This is a genomic window from Rhodoplanes sp. P11 (assembly GCF_964266735.1).
Lineage (GTDB): Bacteria > Pseudomonadota > Alphaproteobacteria > Rhizobiales > Xanthobacteraceae > Rhodoplanes > Rhodoplanes serenus.
Genome location: NZ_CAXWGY010000012.1, coordinates 293,084 through 313,032 on the forward strand (window position 1 = coordinate 293,084; position 19,949 = coordinate 313,032).

The following is a 19,949-nucleotide window of genomic DNA, read 5'->3' on the forward strand; positions in this document are numbered from 1 at the left end:
GTAGCGCGTCCCCGGCCCAAGGGGAGCCGGGGCGCGCAAGGAGAGCACGATGGACGCCCAAGCGGCGAAGCCGGCTGTCGACGATCAAGTCACGCAGCAGGTGGTGGCGGACGCGGAGGCGATCATGGCGGCGCAGGTAGGCGCCGCGGATGCGGCGCTGGTCGGCGCGCTGTTCGCCGAGGTGGCGCCCGAGGATCTCGCCGCCTACACGGCGGCCGAGCTGGCCGGCTTCGCGGCCGCGGCGCGCGACTGGCTCGCCGAGCGCAGCCCCCGCACCCCGAAGCTGCGCATCGTCACACCGGACGATCCCGCCGCCACCGTGTCGGTGGTCGAGATCGTCAACGACGACATGCCGTTCCTGCTCGATTCGGTGCTCGGCGGCCTGCGCGAGCGCGGCCTCGATCCGCTGCTCGTCGCGCATCCGATCCTCGCGGTCGAACGTGACGAAGGCGGCCGGCTGCGCAGCTTCCGTCCAATCGCGCAAGGCGGCGCCGGCGCGGCGCGCGAAAGCCTGATCCATGTCCATGTCGAGCGCGTCGGCGACGCGGCGCGACGGGACGAGACCCTGGCGGCGCTCGACGCAACGCTCGCCGACGTGCGCCTCGCGGTCGAGGACTGGCGCGCCATGCGGGCGACGGTCGACGACGTGATCGCGACGCTGGAGCGCGAGCAGCCGCCGCTGCCGGCCGGCGAGCTGGCCGAAGCGATCGCCTTCCTGCGCTGGCTCGCCGACGACAACTTCACCTTCCTGGGCCTGCGCGCCTACGCGCTCGACGGCACCGAGACCACCGAGAACGGCGCCGCCCAGCCGCTCGGCATCCTGCGCCGGAGCGACGTCAAGGTGCTGCGCCGCGGCCGCGAGCTGGTGACCGTCACGCCCGAGCTGATGGAGTTCCTGCAAGAGCCGAAGGCGCTGATCATCACCAAGGCGAACGCGCGCTCGCGCGTGCACCGCCGCGTCCACATGGACTACATCGGCATCAAGCGGTTCGACGCCGAGGGCCGCGTCGTCGGCGAGCTGCGCCTGCTCGGCCTGTTCACCGCCACCGCCTACACCCGCTCGGCCCGCAGCATCCCGTATCTGCGCCGCAAGATCGACGCCGTGCTGGCGCGGGCCGGCTTCCCGCCGGCCAGCCATTCGGGCCGCGCCCTCGCCAACGTGCTGGAGACCTATCCGCGCGACGAGCTGTTCCAGATCGACGAGGAGACGCTGCACCGCTTCGCGCTGATCGTCATGCATCTCGGCGAGCGGCCGCGGGTGCGCGTGCTCGCCCGGCCCGACCGCTTCGACCGCTTCGTCTCCGTCGTCGTCTACGTGCCGCGCGATCGCTACGACTCGGCGGTGCGCGAGGCGATCGCCGATCATCTCGCCGCGGTCTATGCGGGCCGTATCGCCGCCTACTATCCGTGGTTCCCGGAAGGTCCGCTGGTGCGGGTCCACTACATCGTGGCGCGCTACGCCGGCGAGACGCCGCGGCCGAGCCGCGCCGCCCTCGAGGAGGCGGTGTCGGGCCTGGTGCTGACCTGGCACGACCGCTTCGCCGCCGAGTTGGCCGCCACCACCGAGCCGCAGCGCGCCCGCGCCTTGCGGGAGCACTATGCCGGCGCCTTCTCGCGCGCCTACCGAGCGGCGTTCACGCCAGCGGTCGCGGTCGACGACATCCGCGCCCTCGAACGGCTGACGGCCGAACGCCCGCTCGGCGTCGGCTTCCATCGCAACGCCGGCGACGCGCCGTCCTGCGCCCGCCTGCGGGTGTGGAGCCTGGGCCGGCCGATCCCGCTGTCCGAGCGGGTGCCGGTGCTGGAGCACATGGGCTTCCGCGTGGTGGAGGAAAGCTCGTTCCGGGCCGACCTGCCGTTTGCCGACGACGCCCGTGCCTGGCTGCACGACATGATGCTGGAACGGCTCGACGGCGGCGCCGTCGATCTCGACGTGCTCGGCCGCCGGCTCGAAGCCGTGTTCCTGATGGCCATGCGCGGCGTCGTCGAGGACGACGGCTACAACGCCCTCGCTCTCGTCGCCTCGCTGCCGTGGCGCGAGATCGCGCTGATCCGGGCGCTGTCGCGCTATCTGCGCCAGATCGGCGTGCGCTACTCGCAGGACTACATGTGGGCGACGCTGGCGCGCCACCCGGGTCTCGCCGAGAAGATCGTGGCGCTGTTCCACGCCCGCTTCGAGCCGAAGGACGGCATCGACGCCGCGGCGCGCGCCGCCGGCCAGGCCGCGATCCTGAGCGAGATCGAGACCGCGCTCGATGCCGTCGACAGCCTCGACGAAGACCGCATCCTGCGCCGCTTCGTCAACGTCGTGCAGGCGGCAGTGCGGACCAACTTCTATCAGCTCGACCGCGACGGCCAGCCGAAGGCGGTGATCGCCCTCAAGCTCGACAGCCGCCGCCTCGACGCGCTGCCGCTGCCGCGCCCGCTCTACGAGGTGTTCGCCTACTCGCCCCGGCTCGAAGCCGTGCATCTGCGCTTCGGCAAGGTGGCGCGCGGCGGCATCCGCTGGTCGGACCGGCCGCAGGACTTCCGCACCGAGATCCTCGGGCTGGTCAAGGCCCAGCAGGTCAAGAACGCCGTCATCGTGCCGGTCGGCGCCAAGGGCGGCTTCGTGCCCAAGCAGCTTCCCGCCGGCAACCGCGAGGCCGCCCAGGCGGAGGCCGTCGCCTGCTACCGCGCCTTCATGGGGGCGCTGCTCGACGTCACCGACACCATCGGGCCGGACGGCGCCCTGGTGGCGGCCGACGCGGTGCGCCACGACGGCGACGATCCCTATCTGGTGGTCGCCGCCGACAAGGGCACCGCGACCTTCTCGGACATCGCCAACGGCATCGCCCAGCAGCGCGGCTTCTGGCTCGACGACGCCTTCGCGTCGGGCGGCTCGGCCGGCTACGACCACAAGGCGATGGGCATCACGGCGCGCGGCGCCTGGGAGGCGGTGAAGCGTCACTTCCGCGAGATGAACGTCGACATCGGCACGACGCCGTTCACGGTGGCGGGCTGCGGCGACATGTCGGGCGACGTGTTCGGCAACGGCATGCTGCGCGAGCGCACCACGAGACTGATCGCCGCCTTCGACCACCGCGACATCGTCATCGATCCCGATCCCGACCCGGAGACGAGTTTCGCCGAGCGGGCGCGGCTGTTCGCGCTGCCGCGGTCGAGCTGGCAGGACTACGACCGCGCCCTGCTGTCGCCCGGCGGCGGCGTGTTCTCCCGCACCGCCAAGGAGATCGTGCTGTCGCCGCAGGCCCGCGCGGCGCTTGCGATCGACAAGGAGCGGGTCACCCCGGCCGAGCTGATCAGCGCCATCCTGAAAGCGCCAGTCGATCTCCTGTGGTTCGGCGGCATCGGCACCTATGTGCGCGCGCCCGAGGAGACCAACGAGCAGGTCGGCGACCGCGCCAACGACGCGGTGCGGGTCACCGGCGCCGAGCTGCGCTGCAAGGTGGTGGGCGAAGGCGCCAATCTCGGCATGACCCAGCTCGGCCGCATCGCGGCGGCGCGCGCCGGCGTGCGGCTCAACACCGACGCCATCGACAACTCGGCCGGCGTCAACACCTCCGACGTCGAGGTGAACCTGAAGATCGCGCTCGGCCGGCCGCTGCGCGAGGGCCGGCTCGACCGCGCCGGCCGCGACAGCCTGCTCGCCGCCATGACCGACGACGTGGCACGCCTGGTGCTCGTCAACAACTACCAGCAGACTCAGGCGCTGTCGCTGGCGCAGCGCCGCGGCCTGGAAGACCTCGGCTTCCAGCAGCGGCTGATGCAGACGCTGGAGCGCCGCGGCCTCTTGGACCGCGCCGTCGAGTTCCTGCCCGACGACGTCGAGATCGCCGAGCGGCGCAGTCGCGGCGAGCCGCTGACGCGGCCCGAGCTCGCGGTGCTCATCGCCTACGCCAAGCTGTCGCTCGGCCACGACCTGCTCGAATCGGCGATCCCCGACGACGCCTATCTGGGCCGCGAGCTGGGCCGCTACTTCCCGGCGGCGGTCGCCGAGCAGTTCCCCGATGCGCTGGCGCAGCACCGGCTGCGCCGCGACATCATCGTGACGCGGCTCGCCAACTCGATGATCAATCGCGGCGGGCCCACCCTCGTGGTGCGCATCGCCGACCAGACCGGCGCGGCGCCGGATCGTATCGCGGCGGCCTTCGCGGCGGTGCGCGACTCCTTCGAGATGGTGGCGCTCAACACCGAGATCGAGGACCTCGACAACCGCATCGACGGCGATCTCCAGCTCGCGCTGCTCGAATCGGTGCAGAACCTGCTGCTCGACCGCATGGTGTGGGCGCTGCGCCGGCTCGACTTCTCGGGCGGGCTCGCCGGCCTGGTGGCTCACTACCGCACCGGCATCGCCACCGTCGAGGCGGCGCTCGACCGCCTGCTGCCCAAGGAGGCGCGCGCCGCCCGTGCGGCCCGGATCGTCGAGCTGACGGCGGCCGGCGTGCCGGCGCCGCTCGCCGGGCGCCTCGCCGACCTGCCGCAGATCGCCGGCGCCACCGACGCGGTGCTGGTCGCCGACCGCATCGGCCGGCCGGTCGACGAGGTCGCCGCCACCTGGTTCGCGGTCGTCGCCCATTTCGAGATCGACCGTATCGCGGCGGCGGCGCGCTCCATCGTGGTCACCGATTATTTCGACAGGCTGGCGCTGGACCGCGCCCTCGACCAGATCGGCGACGCGGCCCGCCGCATCACCGCCGAGACGATGGCGGACCGCCAGTTCGGCGAGGCCGCCGTGATGGCGTGGGCGAAGACCCGCGGCGGTGCCGTCGAGCGGGTGCGCAGCGGCGTGCAGGAGATCGCCGCGTCCGGCCTCACCCTGTCGCGGCTGGCGGTGGCGGCGAGCTTCCTGGGCGACCTCGCGCCGGGTTGATCGCCTCCGGCCGATCCGGGATGCGAGCGGTGGCGTCCGGCCCTTGCCGGGCGCCGCGCTGCAACGCACAATGCGGGCCGCCGTCTGCGTCCCGCATTCCGCGCTCCGATGACCCGATGAACCTCGCACCGCTCCAATACGACGAGCCGCTGTACCGGCCCCCCAGCGAGGGCCGCAATCTGATCATCCAGGTGACGCTCGGGTGCTCGTTCAACCGCTGCACCTTCTGCGCCATGTACAAGTCGAAGCACTATCAGGCGCGGCCGCTCGGCGACGTGTTCGCCGACATCGACGCCGCCGCGCGGCGGTGGCCGGACGCCGACCGGGTGTTCCTCGCCGACGGCGACGCCCTGGTGCTGCCGACCGACACGCTCGTCGCGATCCTCGACCGCCTCGCCGCGGCATTCCCGCGGCTCGACCGGGTGTCGAGCTACGCGACGCCGATGAACATCCTGCACAAGACCGAGGACGAGCTGGCACGGCTGCGGGCCAGGCGGCTGACGCTGGTCTATGTCGGGGTCGAGTCGGGCGCCGCCACCATCCTGTCGCGCATCCGCAAGGGGGCGACGCCGGAGCGCATCGCCGCCGCGATCGAGCGCGCCGAAACGTCGGGCCTCGCGGTGTCGGCGACCGTTATTCTCGGGGTCGGCGGCCGGCGGCTGTGGCGCGAGCATGTCGCGGGCACCGCCGCCGTCATCAACGCCGCGCCGCCGCGCTACCTGTCGACGCTTCAGCTTCGTCTCGGCCCGGAGGAGATCGACGAGTTCATCGCCCGCTTCCAGCGCGACGGCACGCCGTTCGAGCCGCAGGACGACGACGGCGTGCTGGCCGAGCAGGAGGCGCTGCTCGCCACGCTCGATCCGCCGCGGCCGGTGGTGTTTCGCTCCAACCACGCCTCGAACTGCCTGCCGCTCGCCGGTATCCTGCCGGCCGACCGCGACACCCTGCGCGAGATCGTCGCCGCCGCCCGCCGCGGCGCTCCGGTGCTGCGCCCGGAGTTTTTGCGGGGGCTGTGAGGGCCTCGTGCCCCGGACGCGGCGCCTTGCGCCGCCGCCGGGACACGGGCCGCGACGACCTGATCACATCACCATCTTGGCGACCGCCGCACGCGCCTCGGCGGCGAGGCGGGCGAGATCGAGACCCGGAATCCGGCCGTCCTCCACCACCAGGCGGCCGTTGCAGAAGCCCCACCTCACCTGCGCCTGCCCGCCGCCGACCACCGGCGCGATCGCCGGGTCGTGCAGCCCGGCATAGCGCGGGTGATCGAGCCCGTAGACCATCAGGTCGGCCGCCATGCCGGGCGCCAGCGTGCCGACCCGGTCGAGCCCGAGCACGGTGGCGCCCCCCGCCGTGCCCCAGGCGATCACCTCCTCGACCGTGGTGACCGCGGCACCGTCGCGGGCACGATGGACCAGCCACGCCATGTGGGTCTCGGCGATCATGTCGGCGGCTTCGTTGGAGGCGGCGCCGTCGACCCCGAGCGACACCCGCCCGCCGAGGCGGGCCAGCGCCGGCGCCGGCGCGATGCCGGAGCCGAGCCGGCAGTTCGACTGCGGGCAGTGCGCCATGCCGGTGCGGGTCTCGGCCATCAGCCGGACCTCGGCCGGGTCCATGTGGACCAGATGGGCGAAGAACACGTCCGGTCCCACCCAGTCGTGGCGGGCGACGAACTCGAGCGGCGTGCAGCCATGGACGTCGCGGCAGAAATGCACGTAGTCGGCCGTCTCCGACAGGTGGCTGTGCATGCGGATGCCGAGGCGGCGGGCCGCCGCGGCGAACTGCGGCAGCTCGTGCGGGTGCACCGACCAGGTCGGCGTCGTCGGCGCCATCACGATGCGCCGCATGGCGTCGCCGTCGCTCTGGTGGAAGCGCGCCACGTCCGCCGCAATGCTGGCCAGCATGCCGTCGAGGGTCTCGGGCCGCGCCTCCGGCGGCGGATCGACATCGATCTCGCGCACCCGCGTGGCGCCGCCGCGCATCAGCACGAAGCGCACGCCGAATCGCTCCGCCACCTCGAACAGCACGGCGCTGCCGTCGAACCCCATGTCGGGCCAGTAGGCATAGTGGTGGTCCGCCACGGTGGTGCAGCCGGACAAGAGCAGCTCGGCGATCCCGATGGTGGCGGCGAGCCGCAGCGTTTCCTCACCGACGAAGCGTCGGTAGGCGACCGGCACGGCGGAGAGCCACGGCAGCAGCGGCAGGTCGATGCCGGCCGGAATGCCCTTGAGCAGCGACTGGAACAGGTGGTGGTGGGTGTTGATCCAGCCCGGATAGACGACGCAGTCGGTGGCGTCGAGCATGCGCTCGCCGGGCTCCGGCGACAGCCGGCCCATGGCGGCGATGCGGGTGCCGCGGATGCGGATGTCGGGGCCGGGGGCGCGCGCGTCGGGGCCGGTCCGCCCCGTCATCACGGCGGCGGCGTTGCGAATGAGACAGTCCATGGGATGTCAGGTCTCCGGCACCAGCTCGCTCTCGTGCCAGTCGCCGAGCGCCAGGCGGGAGAGCGTCACCATGATGAGGAACAGCGCGACGCCCGTCAGCGTGATCAGGAACAGGGCGGCGAACAGGAGCGGGATGTCGAGCTGGAAGCCCGCTTGGAGGATCTGATAGGCGAGGCCGGCCGAGGTGCCCCCGGTGCCGGCGACGAACTCGGCCACCACGGCGCCGATCAGGGAAAGCCCCGAGGAGATGCGCAGCCCACCGAAGAAGTAGGGCGCCGCACTCGGGATGCGCAGCCGCACCAGCTCCTGCATGCGGGTCGCCTTGTTCATCCGGAACAGGTTGAGCAGACCCGGATTGACGCTGCGCAGCCCCAGGATGGTGTTGGAGATGATGGGGAACAGCGCCACGATGGTGGCGCAGACGACCAGCGCCGCCGTCGGCTCCTTGACCCAGATGATGATCAGCGGGGCGATCGCCACCACGGGCGTCACCTGGAGAAGCACCGCATACGGAAAGAACGACATCTCGATCAGCTTGCTCTGGGCGAACGCGAAGGCGACGAGCGTGCCGATCAGCACGGCGAGGAAGAACGCCATGAAAGTCACCTTTAGGGTGACCAGCAGCGAGCCGAGCAGCAGCGGCCATTTCTCGACCAGCGTCTCGGCCACCAGGAACGGTGACGGCACCAGATAGCGCGGCACCTCGTAATAGCGCACAAGGCCCTCCCACAGCGCCAGCATGACGATGCCGACGGTGACGGGCATGACGACGCCGAGCACACGGTTGTTGGGATCGATGATGGCCATGGGAGCCTTGCTGAACAAAGCGTGGTGTGAGGAGGAGGACGGCGCGCGGCCGAGCGCCGCGACGAGACCGACGACGGTCAGGGCTGCGGCGTGCCGGCGGTACTCGCTTCGGCGAGCAGCACCTGAAGCTCCCGCGCATAGGCGGCGAACGCCTGCGACACCCGGAAGGCATCGTCGCGCGGATAAGGGGCGTCGATCCTCACCTCGCGTAGCACCCGCCCGGGCCGGGCCGCCATCACCACCACCCGGGTGGACAGGAACACCGCCTCGTAGATCGAGTGGGTGACGAACACGACGGTCAGCTTCTTGGCGAACCAGAGGTCGAGCAGATCCTGATCGAGCTTGTTGCGGGTGATCTCGTCGAGCGCCCCGAACGGTTCGTCCATCAGCAGCAGGTTGGGCTCGGTCACCAGCGCCCGGGCGATGGAGACGCGCATCTGCATGCCACCGGAGAGCTGGCGCGGATAGCAGTGATCGAAGCCGCCGAGGCCGACCAGCGCGAGGGCCGGGTCGACGCGGGCGTCGGCCTCGGCCCGCGGCACGCCGGCGAGATCGAGCGGCAGCCGCACATTGGCCCGCACCCGCGCCCACGGCATCAGGGTGGCGTCCTGGAATACGAAGACGAGCTTCTTGCCGGGCTCGCCGACATGGCCGTAGTCGCCACCCCACCAGCGCAGCCCGCCGCTGGTCGGCGTGATGAGATCGGCAATCATCTTGAGGAGCGTCGACTTGCCGCAGCCCGACGGACCCAGGAGGGTGACGAACTCGCCCTCCTCGATGGTCAGATCGATGGGCTCCAGGGCACGGACGCCGTTGCCGAACATCTTGGTGGCGGCGAGCACCTCGACCGGCGGCGGACCGGCGGTCCTGGGCTCGAGGTCCGACAGACGCATCAGCTGGGCCGTCATTCTCCTGTTTCCCGTGTCCCACCGGCCCGCGGGGGTCCCCGCCCTCCGGCCCGTCGCTCGCGGCCGCGCAGCCGCGCTGCGGTTCTCAGGGCATGATCTTCAGGTCTTTCACGAACTGCAACGTGTAGGCTTGCTTGAGGTCGACCTCCGGCTTGAGCAGCTTTTCCTTGACCATGAAGTCGTAGGTGGCCTTCCAGCGCTCGTCGCTCATCACGCCGATGCCCTGGGTGGCCGCATCGCCGCCGATCAGCACCTTGGTGGCGCGGAGCTGCTCGATCGCATAAGCGATGTTCTCGTCCTTCATGTTGGGGTTGTCTTTCTTGATGAGCGCATTGGCGGGCGACGGATCGCCGTAGAGATAGCTCTTCCAGCCCTCCATCGAGGCGCGCACGAAGCGCTGCACCAGGTCGGGCTTTTCCTTCACGGTCTTCTGGAGCGCCACGATGGTGGTGCCGTAGGGCGGATAGCCGTCGTCGGCGAACAGGAAGAAGTTGACCTTGGCGCCCGACTGCTTGGCGGCGAACGGCTCCGACGACATGTAGGCTTGCTGCGCGGTGTTGCGGTCGGCCAGGAACGGCTGGAGATTGAACGTGTAGGCGCGCGTCTGGTCGTCCGTGTAGCCGAACTTGGCCTTCATCCACGGCCACCAGTTGGAGCGGCCCGCGGTCGCGACCAGGATGGTCTTGCCCTTGAGATCGGCGAGACTCTTGACGTCGTCATGGGTCATCAGACCTTGCAGGTCCGACTGGAACGAGGTCGCCACGGTGACGGCCGGCACGCCCTGCTCGATCGCCTTGAGCACCGAGAAGTCGTAGCTCATCAGGAAGTCGGCCTGGCCGGCGCCGAGGATCTGCATGCCGTTGACCTGCGGCCCGCCCATGCGGATCGTCACGTCGAGGCCGTACTTCTTGTAGATGCCGGTGGCGACCGCCTGATAGAAGCCGCCGTGCTCGGCCTGGGCGTACCAGCTCGTCAGCATCGACACCTTGTCGTCGGCACGCGCCGGTGCGATGGCCGGGCCGATCACGGCGGTGACGGCCAGGCCGGCCACGACGACCGACGAACGCACGAATGAAAGCATGGCAACCTCGTTCTGTGGCGGACGACCGGCCCGGGCGATGCCGGTCACGGAAAGTCGAAGACGACGAGACACCAAGACAGCAAGGTTCGGGCCAGAAGCCACGGAGCATCGCGGCGAGACCGGCATCGGCGAGGCACGCGGACAGCGATCACGCGAGACTCCGGATTTGTCACGGCCTCCGTGGTCCGCGCGCGTTCGGATGCACCAGAAATTAGGCGGCGCGCCGCAAGGAATGTCAACCGACGCGCCGCCGCGTTTCTGAGCAACTGCGCAAAGTTTGGACCACGGATCGCCCGCGTCCGTTTGATCGGCGTGCCGATGTGCCACCTTGACATACAAGGTCGGTCGGGCAGCGATCGCGCCGGGCCGGAGCGCGCTCAGGCCGCGCGGGTCTCGTGCAGCAGGCGGGCGAGATCGGCGGCCGCGGCCGATGCGCCTGCCCGCAACCGCACCGCGAAGACAGCCTCGCCTGCATCGGGGAGGGCGAGCGTCGCGGTCGTCGTCGTCAGATCCGGTCCGGCGAAGCGGGCGGTGCGCAGCGTCACCGCGAGCCCGGCCAGCACGGCGGCCTTCAGGCCCGCGAGACTGGGGCTGGTGGCGGCGATCCGGTAGTCGCGGCCGGCCCGGTTCAGTGCCGCGAGAGCGGCAGTGCGGAACCCGCAGGGCGGGTCCAGCAGAGCGAGCGGCAGCGGCGCCGGCGCCACCGCCAGCCCGCCGGCGGCGGCGAGCCACACCATCGGCTCGTGGATCAGCCCGATCTCGTCGGCGGCCGGTTCGCCGCGCATCGCCAGGAGCACGTCGATCTCGCCGGCCGCGAAGTCCGCCGCCAGCGGCACGCTGCGGCCGATCCTGAGCGCGATGCGCAGGCGCGGATGGGTGGCGGCAAATCGGCGAAGCTGCGCCGGCAGGCCGCGCTCCGCGAAGTCCTGGGTCGCGGCGACCGAGACCTGGCCGTCGGCGCGGGCGCCGCGCAGGCTCAGCACCGCCTGGCGGTGCGCCTCGAGGATGCGGCGGGCATGCCCGGCGAGCTCCTCGCCGACCGGCGTCAGCGCCCGGCCGCGACCGGCGGCGACCATCAGGGGCTCTCCCACCTGCTCCTCCAGGCGGCGCATCTGGGCCGTCACGGCCGACGGCGAGCGGCCGACCGCGGCGGCGGCGCGAGCAAGCGTGCCGCTATCCACGAAGGCCACGAAGGTGCGCAGGAGGTCGGGGTCGAGACGATCCATACTTCAAGATTATCGAAGCTTACTTTCCAAACAATTCCATTTTTTAGAAACACTGCTCCGGGCACCCTGGGGCCGTATCCATCCAGGCTCACGGAGCGCCCCATGCCGATCATCAACCTGCACGTCACCGCCACGCCCGATCCCGCCCTGTCCGCCCGCCTGGCCGCGACCGTCACGGCGCTGACCGCCGAGCGGCTGCGCAAGGACCCGGCCGTCACCGCGGTCGCGGTGCACTATCACGACCCGCGCCACTGGTTCGCCGGCGGGCGCTCGCTCGCCGACCAGGGCCTCGCCACCTTCTGGCTCGACATCAAGGTGGTGGCCGGCACCAACCTGAAGACCGAGCTGGCCGACTATCTCAACGCCGTGTTCGCCGCGGTCGGCGGCGAGATCGGGCCACTCCACGGCGAGAGCTACGTGCTGGTGCACGAGGTGCCGGCGGCGGCCTATGGCTATGGCGGCCAGACGCAGGAGATGCGCTTCGTGGCCGGCCGCCTGGCCGCGGCATGACCGAGGCGCCCGGTGCGGCGTCGATCCGGCCGCCGCGCCGGGACTCCCCCCGCGGCGGCCGCAAGCCCTGGCGGAAACTCTTTGTAAATCTTAGCGGTTGTTTAGGGCCGCCAGGCGGCCGCGGCTGCGACCTTCGTCGATGAGGGAAACCGGACCTTGACTTTTCCTGATGTATGACGATTTTCAATAATCGTCACTCGTCAGCGGTCGGTTCCCATGGCTCGGCTCCTCGGTCCTCTCCATCGTTTTCTTCCGGCCCGGCCCGGCGCGCGCCGGGCGCTGTCGGCCGCCGTCGTGGCCATCGTCCTGGTCCCGGGCCTCCTGGTGGCGCTCCTGCTGTCGGGCTGCGACACCGGCGCCAGCACCGGCGACAAGGCGGCGGCGCCGCTCGACCGCCCGGTCCTGGTCGCCCCGGTCCACTTCGAGGATCTGGCCGAGACCCGCACCTTCGCGGCGACCATCCGGCCCCGCATCGAGAGCGACCTCGGCTTCCGGGTCGGCGGCAAGGTGGCCCGCCGGCTGGTGCAGAACGGCGACCGTGTCCGCGCCGGCCAGCCGCTGCTGCTGCTCGACACCACCGACCTGGAGCTGCAACGTCAGCAGGCCGAGGCCGAGGTGCGGGCCGCCACCACCAGCCGCGCCCAGGCGGAAGCCGAGGAGGCGCGCGCCACCGAGCTGCAACGCAAGGGCTGGGCCGCGGCCGCCACCCTCGACCGCGCCCGCGCCGCCGCCGAGGAGGCCCGCGGCCGCCTGACCCGCGCCCAGCGCTCGCTCGATCTCGCCCGCAACGCGCTCGACTACGCGACGCTCGAGGCCGATGCCGACGGCGTCATCACCGCCACCCCGGTGGAGCCCGGCCAGGTGGTCGCCGCCGGCCAGCCCGCCGTGCGGCTCGCCCGCCTCGCCGAGGTGGAAGCCCAGGTCGCCTTCCCGGAGACCTTCGTGGAGCGCGCCCGCGGCGCCAGCGGCCATCTGACCCTGTGGTCGCTGCCCGGCCGCAGCTACGAGGTGCGGCTGCGCGAGCTGTCTCCCACCGCCGACGCCGCCACCCGCACCTACGCGGCCCGTTACACGATTCCCGCCGCCGACGACGCCGTGCGGCTGGGCATGAGCGCCACGCTGACGCTGCGCGAAGGCGGCGGCCAGCACGCCGCCCGGCTGCCGCTCACCGCCTTGTTCAACCACGGCCGCGGCCCCTGCGTCTGGGTGGTGGAGGACGGGGGCCGGCTCGTCGCCCGCCCGGTCGAGATCGTCCGCTACGAGGGCTCCGGCGTGCTGATCGGCTCCGGCGTCGCCGAGGGCGAGAAGGTGGTGACCCTCGGGGTCGAGAAGCTCGATCCCGGTCTCGTGGTCCGCCCGGTCGCCTCGCTGTCGTTCTGACCGGCGGAGACGAGGATGCGCCGCTTCAATCTCTCGGCCTGGGCGGTCGCCCACCCGACTCTCGTGCTGTTCCTGATCCTGATGGTGGCGGCGTCCGGCGCGCTCGCTTATCGCCAGCTCGGCCGCGCCGAAGACCCCTCCTTCACCATCAAGGTCGCGGTGGTCACCGCGGCCTGGCCGGGCGCCACCACCGAGGAGATGCAGTTCCAGGTCGCCGAGCGGATCGAGAAGAAGCTTCAGGAGCTGCCCTGGTTCTACAAGGTCGTCACCTACTCGAAGCCCGGCTTCATGGCGGCCCTGATGGAGTTCCGCGACACCACACCGCCCGGCCAGGTGCCGTGGCTGTTCTACCTTGTGCGCAAGAAGATGGCCGACCTCGCCCCCGACCTGCCCGAGGGGGTGATCGGCCCGTATATCAACGACGAGTACGGCGACGTCGACTCGGTGCTCTACACGGTGCGCTCCGACGGCGCCGACTATGCCCAGCTCAAGCGGGTCGCCGAGGCGATGCGCAAGCGCCTGCTGAAAGTGCCGAACGTCACCAAGGTGGTGATCTACGGCACCCAGGAGGAGCGCATCTTCGTCGACTTCGATCACGTCAAGCTGGCCACTCTCGGGATCGCCCCGCAGGCCATCTTCGACAGCATCGCCAAGCAGAACGCGCTGACGCCGGCGGGCGTCGTGCAGTCGGCGGCGCCGCGCATCCCACTGCGCGTCACCGGCGCGCTCGACGGCGTCGAGACCGTCAAGGAGACGCCGGTCGCCGGCCCCAACGGCACCGTGTTCCGGCTCGGCGACATCGCCACCGTGACGCGCGGCTTCGTCGACCCGCCCGAGCAGCTCATCCGCCAGCGCGGCGTGCCGGCGCTCGCCGTCGGGGTCGTCATGCAGCGGGGCGCCAACATCCTGCATTTCGGCCGCGACATCGACGCCGCCATGGCCGAGATCGAGCGCGAGACGCCGGTCGGCTTCACCTACGAGCGCATCGCCAACCAGCCGACCATCGTCGAGGACGCGATCGGCGACTTCATGAGCTCCTTCGTCGAGGCGCTCGCCATCGTACTCGCCGTCAGCTTCCTGTCGCTCGGCTGGCGCACCGGCGTGGTGGTCGCTCTCTCGGTGCCGCTGGTGCTCGGCATCGTGTTCACCATCATGCTGATGATGGGGCTCGACCTACACCGCGTCACCCTCGGGGCGCTGATCATCGCGCTCGGCCTGCTGGTCGACGACGCCATCATCGCGGTCGAAATGATGGTGGTGAAGATGGAGCAGGGATTCGACCGCGCCCGCGCCGCCTCCTTCGCCTGGGTGTCGACCGCCTTCCCGATGCTCACCGGCACGCTGGTGACGGCGGCCGGCTTCCTGCCGATCGGCTTCGCCGCCTCGGCGACCGGCGAGTACGCCGGCGGCATCTTCTGGGTGGTGGCGATCGCGCTGCTGGCCTCGTGGGTGGTGGCCGTGGTGTTCACGCCCTATCTCGGCGTCAAGCTGCTGCCGGACTTCTCGCAGCACCACGGCGGCGATCCCGACGCCATCTATCAGACGCGCCTGTACCAGCGGCTGCGGGCCGCGATCGCCTGGTGCGTCCACCGCCGTGTCGCCGTGGTGGTCGGCACGGTCCTCATGTTCATCGCCGCGGTGATCGGCTTCGGACGAGTGTCGCAGCAGTTCTTCCCGGTGTCGGAGCGTCACGAGTTGTTCGTCCAGCTCCGCCTGCCGGAAGGCACCGCCATCGGCGCCACGCTGGAGACCGCGAAGCGCGCCGAGGCGCTGCTCGCCGGCGACGAGGACGCCGCCACCTGGACCACCTATGTGGGCCAGGGCCCGCCGCGCTTCTGGCTCGGCCTGTCGCCGGCGCTGCCCAACGAAGCCTATGCCGAGATCGTCGTGGTCGCCAAGGACGTGCCGGCGCGCGAGCGGATCAAGGCCAAGATCGAGCGGGCCGTGGCGGCCGGCGCGCTCGCCGAGTCACGGGTCCGGGTCGATCGCTTCAGCTTCGGCCCGCCGGTCGGGTTCCCGGTGCAGTTCCGCGTCGTCGGGCCCGACCCCAACACGGTGCGCGGCATCGCCTACCAGGTCCGCGACGTCATGCGGGCCGACCGCGACACCATCGAGCCGCAGCTCGACTGGAACGAGCAGATGCCGACAGTGCGGCTGGTGCTCGACCAGGACCGCGCCCGCGCCCTGGGGCTCGATCCGCAGACCGTCGCCCAGACGCTCCAGACCCTCGTCACCGGCTACCGCGTGACCACCATCCGGGACCGCACCGAGAAGGTCGGCGTGGTGGCCCGCGCGGTGGCGCCGCAGCGCGGCGACCTCGGCGCCATCGGGGATCTCACGGTGATCTCGCGCAACGGCGTGCCGGTGCCGCTGTCGCAGGTGGCCCGCATCGAGCAGGGCCACGAGGAGGCGATCCTGTGGCGCCGCAATCGCGACATGGCGATCACGGTGCGCACCGACATCCGGGACGGCGTCCAGGCGCCCGACGTGTCGTCGCGCATCTGGACGGCGCTCGCCGATCTGCGCGGCCGGCTGCCCGAGGGCTACCGGCTGGAGATCGGCGGCGCCATCGAGGAATCGAGCAAGGCCAACGAGGCGCTCATCGCGGTGTTCCCGCTGATGATCGTCACCATGCTGACGATCCTGATGGTGCAGCTCCAGAGCTTCTCGCGCCTGCTGCTGGTGCTGCTGACCGCACCGCTCGGGCTGATCGGCGCGGCCGCCGGGCTGCTGGTCTCCGGCATGCCGTTCGGCTTCGTGGCGCTGCTCGGGCTGATCGCGCTCGCCGGCATGATCATCCGCAACACGGTGATCCTGGTCGACCAGATCGAGCACGACGTCGCCGCCGGCTCGACCCGCGGCCAGGCGATCATCGACGCCACCGTGCGACGCGCCCGCCCGGTGGTGCTGACGGCGCTCGCCGCCGTGCTGGCGATGATCCCGCTGTCGCGTTCCGGCTTCTGGGGGCCGATGGCGGTCACCATCATGGGCGGCCTGCTGGTCGCCACCGCGCTGACGCTGCTGTTCCTGCCGGCCCTCTACGCCCTGTGGTTCCGCCGCTCGCTGGACGAGCGCGGCCCCGGCCTGGCGGACGACGATCCGGCGAGCGCCCTGGCCGCCGACCCGGCGGCGCACGATGAGGCGGCCGCGCCCGCCACTGGGCGGCTGCCCACGCCGGAGCCGCACAGGCCATGAGACAGCCGCACCGAATTCCCGATACACTTGCCGCAACGGCGCGTCCGGCGCCGACCCGGGGAGGCGGCACGGTGAGCGACGCGGCGCGGACCGACGGCACACGGACCGACAGCACACGGACCGAGATGCGCGAGGCCGACACCCGCGGCCGCATCGTCGCCACCGCCGAGCGGCTGTTCCGCGAGATCGGCTACCAGAAGACGACGGTGGCCGACATCGCCCGCGAGCTCGGCATGTCGCCCGCCAATGTCTACCGCTTCTTCCGCTCCAAGACCGAGATCAACGAGGCGGTCGGCCGCCTGCTGCTCGGCGAGGTGATCGGCGCCGTCGAGGCGGTCGCGGCACGCGACGCCCCCGCGTCGGAACGGCTGCGGGCGCTGCTCGGCGCCCTCGAGCGGATGAACACCGAGCGGTTCACCGTGGAGCAGAAGCTGCACGACATGGTGGCCGTCGCCCTGACCGAGAACTGGGCCATGGTGCGCGACTACGTCGAGGCGATGGACCGACTGCTCGCCCGCATCATCGCCGATGGCATGGCGGCCGGCGAGTTCCAGCCCGGCGACCCGATGCTGGCCGCCCGCTGCGTCCACACCGCCATGATCCGCTTCTCGCACCCGCGCCTGATGGTCGAGTGCGGCGACTTCCCCGAGCCGAGGCTCGACCAGATGGTCGACTTCTGCCTGGCGGCGCTGCGCTGATGCCGTTCGGAAAACGCGCGGCGCCGGTCAGGCGCTGCGGGCGAGCGCTCCGTCGATCATGTCGATGGTGTTCTTGAGCCCGTAGATGGCCGCGAAGGAGCCGAAGCGCGGTCCCTTCTCCTGGCCGAGCAGCACCTGATAGAGCAGGTTGAACCAGTCGAGCGAGACGCCCGGCTGGCCGTCCTTGCCCTTCTTCTTCTGGTCGAGGAAGGGCTCGCGGCGGCCGACCTCGTAGACCACCTCCTGGATCGCCTCGGCCGAGGCGTCGGCGGCAAGCTGGGAGAGCGCGTCGCGGAGATCCAGCAGCGCCGCGCGCTCGGCGTCGGTCGGCTCGCGGAACCGCTTCGCCGGCAGCACGAAGTCGCGGAAGTAGTGGATGGCGTACTGGACCTGCTGGTCGAGCTTGGGGTGCGACTGCGGCGTGACGCCCGGCCAGTAGCGGCCGATGAAGCCCCACAGGGTCTCGGCGTTCTCGGCATTGGAGGCGGACACCAGATTGAGCAGCATCGAGAACGAGATCGGCACCTCGACAGCGGGCGGCCGACCGGCATGGATGTGCCACACCGGATTGGCGAGGCGCTGCTTCATGTCCTGCCGCTGATAGCCGTCGAGATACTGGGCGTACTCGTCGACGTGGCGCGGGATGACGTCGAAGTAGAGCCGCTTGGCCGCCTTCGGCTCGCGATACATGAACAGCGACAGGCTCTCGGGGCTCGCGTAGCGCAGCCACTCGTCGATGGTGAGCCCGTTGCCCTTGGACTTCGAGATCTTCTGCCCCTTGTCGTCGAGGAACAGCTCGTAGTTGAAGCCCTCGGGCGGGGTGCCGCCGAGCGCCCGGCAGATCTCGCCGGAGAGCTTCACCGAGTCGATCAGGTCCTTGCCGGCCATCTCGTAATCGACGCCGAGCGCCACCCAGCGCATCGCCCAGTCGGGCTTCCATTGCAGCTTGCAGGCGCCGCCCGTCACCGGCACGGTGACGCGCTCGCCGGTGTCCGGATCGTCGTACGAGACGGTGCCGGCGTCGACGTCGCGGGCGACGATCGGCACTTGCAGCACCACGCCGGTGCGCGGGCACACCGGCAGGAACGGCGAGTAGGAGGCGGCGCGCTCCTCGCGCAGGCTCGGCAGCATCACCGCCATCACGGCGTCGAAGCGCGCCAGCACCTTGCGCAGCGCCGCGTCGAAGCGGCCGGACGTGTAGCACTCGGTCGACGACAGGAACTCGTAGTCGAACCCGAAGGCGTCGAGGAAGGCGCGCAGCCGCGCATTGTTGTGCGCCCCGAAGCTGTCGTGGGTGCCGAACGGGTCGGGCACCCGGGTCAGCGGCTTGCCGAGATGCGCCGCCACCAGCTCCTTGTTGGGGATGTTGTCGGGCACCTTGCGCAGCCCGTCCATGTCGTCCGAGAAGGCGATCAGGCGGGTCGCGATCTTGTCCTCGGTGAGCACCCGGAAGGCGTGGCGCACCATGGTGGTGCGCGCCACCTCGCCGAAGGTGCCGATATGGGGCAGCCCCGACGGCCCGTAGCCGGTCTCGAAGATCACCTCGTCCTTGGGCTTCTTCTTCAGCCGCGCGACGATCTTCCGCGCCTCCTCGAACGGCCAGGCGGAGGCGTTCTCGGCGAGGGCTCGCAGAGCGGCGGGATCGAGGGGGGCGGCGGACTCGGGCATCGGCAATCTCCGGACGGCGTGGGCGGCGCGGACGAGCGCGCGGCGGACCCGCGTCCGCCTCGTCTAAGGACGGCGGGCGACCGGGTCAAATCCCGCCGGACGGCGGCGCGCGGGCCGCGCCGTCGGCGATCACGCCCCCTGCCGCGTGATCAGAATGGATTGACGGGGAAGTATTTGAGCCAGAGGTCGGCGAACTTGCCCTTCTCCCACAGGCGGAACAGCGCCCAGTTGAGCGCCAGGCGGAGCTGGTCGTTGCCCTTCTTCACGGCGATGCCGACCCCCTCGCCGAAGTAACGGCTCTCGACGAACGGGCCGCCGACGAACACGCAGCAGCCGCCCGCCTCGGTGCCGTTGAGCCAGAAGGCGAGGCTGTAGCCGTCGCCGAACAGGAGATCGACCTCACCTTTGGCCAGCGCCGTCCGGGCCTCCTCGGCGGTCGGATAGGGCTTTGGCGCCGCCTCGGTGAACAGGGCGCGCAGATAGGCTTCGTGGGCGGTGCCGGCCACCACCGCGACGGTCTTGCCCTCGATCCGCTCGGGCAGCACGGTGTCGAGCCCGGCGCCGCGGCGGGCCGCGAAGCGGGCGACCGGCCGGTAGTACGGATCGCTGAAGTCGACCTTCCTGCGCGTTTCGGCCGACACCGCCAGGGAGGCGATGGCGGCATCGCCGCGGTTCTCGGCGAGCGACTCGACCAGGGTGTCGAAGCGCCGCATCTGCATGGTGCAGGCGATCTTCAGCTCGTCGCAGATGGCGCGGGCGAGATCGACGTTGAAGCCGGCCGGGTTGCCGTCCGGCCCCGCATAGTTGAACGGCGGGTAATCCACCTCGCTCATGAAGCGGATCAGGGTCAGCCGCAGGTCGGGGCGCTCGGGCCGCCGCCGCGGGTCCCAGAAGCCGGGAATCGGCAGGCCCGGCGCGGCCGTCTGGGCGGCGGCCGGGGACGCGGCGAGCGGCGCCGACGGCGGGGTCAGCGCCGACGCGAGGGGCGCCGCCAGGGACATAGCCGCGACGACAAGCCATCGGCGCAGGAGCTTCGGCGGGACTCGCAACTTTAAGCTGTATTGGCTAGTCTGTATGATCATCCGGCGGTCCCGGTGCTGGCGCCGCGTTCTTATAGACCAAGTCGCCGGCCGGTGGACCATGGATGTCGTCATCGATAGCC

General features: G+C 71.1%; 13 protein-coding genes. 6 read left to right on the forward strand and 7 right to left on the reverse strand.

Annotation, left to right across the window (positions count from 1 at the left end):
• Positions 1–49 precede the first annotated feature (49 nt).
• Together ACFQUV_RS10600 and ACFQUV_RS10605 are read left to right on the forward strand one after the other, a co-directional pair.
• On the forward strand, positions 50–4,873 hold the full coding sequence (locus tag ACFQUV_RS10600; protein ID WP_129609352.1) for an NAD-glutamate dehydrogenase: 4,824 nt from the start codon (positions 50–52) through the stop codon (positions 4,871–4,873).
• 116 nt (positions 4,874–4,989) lie between these two features.
• Positions 4,990–5,889, forward strand: a complete 900-nt coding sequence (locus ACFQUV_RS10605) for a radical SAM protein (RefSeq protein ID WP_129609351.1) — start codon at positions 4,990–4,992, stop codon at positions 5,887–5,889.
• Between the two features lie 63 nt (positions 5,890–5,952).
• Here the strand turns inward: ACFQUV_RS10605 and ACFQUV_RS10610 are convergent, their stop codons facing one another.
• From ACFQUV_RS10610 to ACFQUV_RS10630, 5 genes are all read right to left on the reverse strand, one after another.
• On the reverse strand, positions 5,953–7,314 hold the full coding sequence (locus ACFQUV_RS10610) for an amidohydrolase family protein (RefSeq protein WP_129609350.1): 1,362 nt from the start codon (positions 7,312–7,314) through the stop codon (positions 5,953–5,955).
• A 6-nt stretch (positions 7,315–7,320) separates the two neighbouring features.
• Positions 7,321–8,121, reverse strand: coding sequence for an ABC transporter permease (locus ACFQUV_RS10615; protein ID WP_129609349.1), 801 nt, complete (start codon positions 8,119–8,121; stop codon positions 7,321–7,323).
• A 77-nt stretch (positions 8,122–8,198) separates the two neighbouring features.
• On the reverse strand, positions 8,199–9,029 hold the full coding sequence (locus tag ACFQUV_RS10620; RefSeq protein WP_129609348.1) for an ABC transporter ATP-binding protein: 831 nt from the start codon (positions 9,027–9,029) through the stop codon (positions 8,199–8,201).
• Between the two features lie 85 nt (positions 9,030–9,114).
• Positions 9,115–10,110: an ABC transporter substrate-binding protein gene (locus tag ACFQUV_RS10625; RefSeq protein WP_129609347.1), complete on the reverse strand. Its 996-nt coding sequence runs from the start codon at positions 10,108–10,110 to the stop codon at positions 9,115–9,117.
• A gap of 377 nt (positions 10,111–10,487) precedes the next feature.
• A complete protein-coding gene (locus ACFQUV_RS10630; RefSeq protein WP_129609346.1) occupies positions 10,488–11,336 on the reverse strand; it encodes a LysR substrate-binding domain-containing protein in 849 nt (282 codons plus the stop codon).
• A 102-nt stretch (positions 11,337–11,438) separates the two neighbouring features.
• Here ACFQUV_RS10630 and ACFQUV_RS10635 point away from each other — a divergent pair, with 102 nt between their 5' ends.
• From ACFQUV_RS10635 to ACFQUV_RS10650, 4 genes are all read left to right on the forward strand, one after another.
• Complete coding sequence (locus tag ACFQUV_RS10635; protein ID WP_129609345.1) at positions 11,439–11,846, forward strand: 4-oxalocrotonate tautomerase family protein; 408 nt, start codon at positions 11,439–11,441, stop codon at positions 11,844–11,846.
• Between the two features lie 216 nt (positions 11,847–12,062).
• Positions 12,063–13,226, forward strand: coding sequence for an efflux RND transporter periplasmic adaptor subunit (locus ACFQUV_RS10640; RefSeq protein WP_111385565.1), 1,164 nt, complete (start codon positions 12,063–12,065; stop codon positions 13,224–13,226).
• 15 nt (positions 13,227–13,241) lie between these two features.
• The gene (locus ACFQUV_RS10645; protein ID WP_129609344.1) at positions 13,242–16,421 is read left to right on the forward strand and encodes an efflux RND transporter permease subunit; all 3,180 of its coding nucleotides are present in this window, start codon (positions 13,242–13,244) and stop codon (positions 16,419–16,421) included.
• A gap of 125 nt (positions 16,422–16,546) precedes the next feature.
• Complete coding sequence (locus ACFQUV_RS10650) at positions 16,547–17,119, forward strand: TetR/AcrR family transcriptional regulator (RefSeq protein ID WP_207211487.1); 573 nt, start codon at positions 16,547–16,549, stop codon at positions 17,117–17,119.
• 27 nt (positions 17,120–17,146) lie between these two features.
• On the opposite strand, the gene ACFQUV_RS10655 is transcribed toward ACFQUV_RS10650, so the two are convergent.
• Both ACFQUV_RS10655 and ACFQUV_RS10660 read right to left on the reverse strand, forming a co-directional pair.
• The gene (locus ACFQUV_RS10655) at positions 17,147–18,787 is read right to left on the reverse strand and encodes a lysine--tRNA ligase (RefSeq protein WP_129609342.1); all 1,641 of its coding nucleotides are present in this window, start codon (positions 18,785–18,787) and stop codon (positions 17,147–17,149) included.
• Between the two features lie 149 nt (positions 18,788–18,936).
• The gene (locus tag ACFQUV_RS10660) at positions 18,937–19,788 is read right to left on the reverse strand and encodes a transporter substrate-binding domain-containing protein (RefSeq protein ID WP_129609341.1); all 852 of its coding nucleotides are present in this window, start codon (positions 19,786–19,788) and stop codon (positions 18,937–18,939) included.
• Positions 19,789–19,949: the final 161 nt, after the last annotated feature.

Excerpts from the sequence above, each read along its gene's own strand:
- ACFQUV_RS10600 (WP_129609352.1), top strand. The coding sequence starts at position 50 with ATGGACGCCCAAGCGGCGAAGCCGGCTGTCGACGATCAAGTCACGCAG.
- ACFQUV_RS10605 (WP_129609351.1), top strand. The coding sequence starts at position 4,990 with ATGAACCTCGCACCGCTCCAATACGACGAGCCGCTGTACCGGCCCCCC.
- ACFQUV_RS10610 (WP_129609350.1), bottom strand. The coding sequence starts at position 7,314 with ATGGACTGTCTCATTCGCAACGCCGCCGCCGTGATGACGGGGCGGACC.
- ACFQUV_RS10615 (WP_129609349.1), bottom strand. The coding sequence starts at position 8,121 with ATGGCCATCATCGATCCCAACAACCGTGTGCTCGGCGTCGTCATGCCC.
- ACFQUV_RS10620 (WP_129609348.1), bottom strand. The coding sequence starts at position 9,029 with ATGACGGCCCAGCTGATGCGTCTGTCGGACCTCGAGCCCAGGACCGCC.
- ACFQUV_RS10625 (WP_129609347.1), bottom strand. The coding sequence starts at position 10,110 with ATGCTTTCATTCGTGCGTTCGTCGGTCGTCGTGGCCGGCCTGGCCGTC.
- ACFQUV_RS10630 (WP_129609346.1), bottom strand. The coding sequence starts at position 11,336 with ATGGATCGTCTCGACCCCGACCTCCTGCGCACCTTCGTGGCCTTCGTG.
- ACFQUV_RS10635 (WP_129609345.1), top strand. The coding sequence starts at position 11,439 with ATGCCGATCATCAACCTGCACGTCACCGCCACGCCCGATCCCGCCCTG.
- ACFQUV_RS10640 (WP_111385565.1), top strand. The coding sequence starts at position 12,063 with ATGGCTCGGCTCCTCGGTCCTCTCCATCGTTTTCTTCCGGCCCGGCCC.
- ACFQUV_RS10645 (WP_129609344.1), top strand. The coding sequence starts at position 13,242 with ATGCGCCGCTTCAATCTCTCGGCCTGGGCGGTCGCCCACCCGACTCTC.
- ACFQUV_RS10650 (WP_207211487.1), top strand. The coding sequence starts at position 16,547 with ATGCGCGAGGCCGACACCCGCGGCCGCATCGTCGCCACCGCCGAGCGG.
- ACFQUV_RS10655 (WP_129609342.1), bottom strand. The coding sequence starts at position 18,787 with ATGCCCGAGTCCGCCGCCCCCCTCGATCCCGCCGCTCTGCGAGCCCTC.
- ACFQUV_RS10660 (WP_129609341.1), bottom strand. The coding sequence starts at position 19,788 with ATGTCCCTGGCGGCGCCCCTCGCGTCGGCGCTGACCCCGCCGTCGGCG.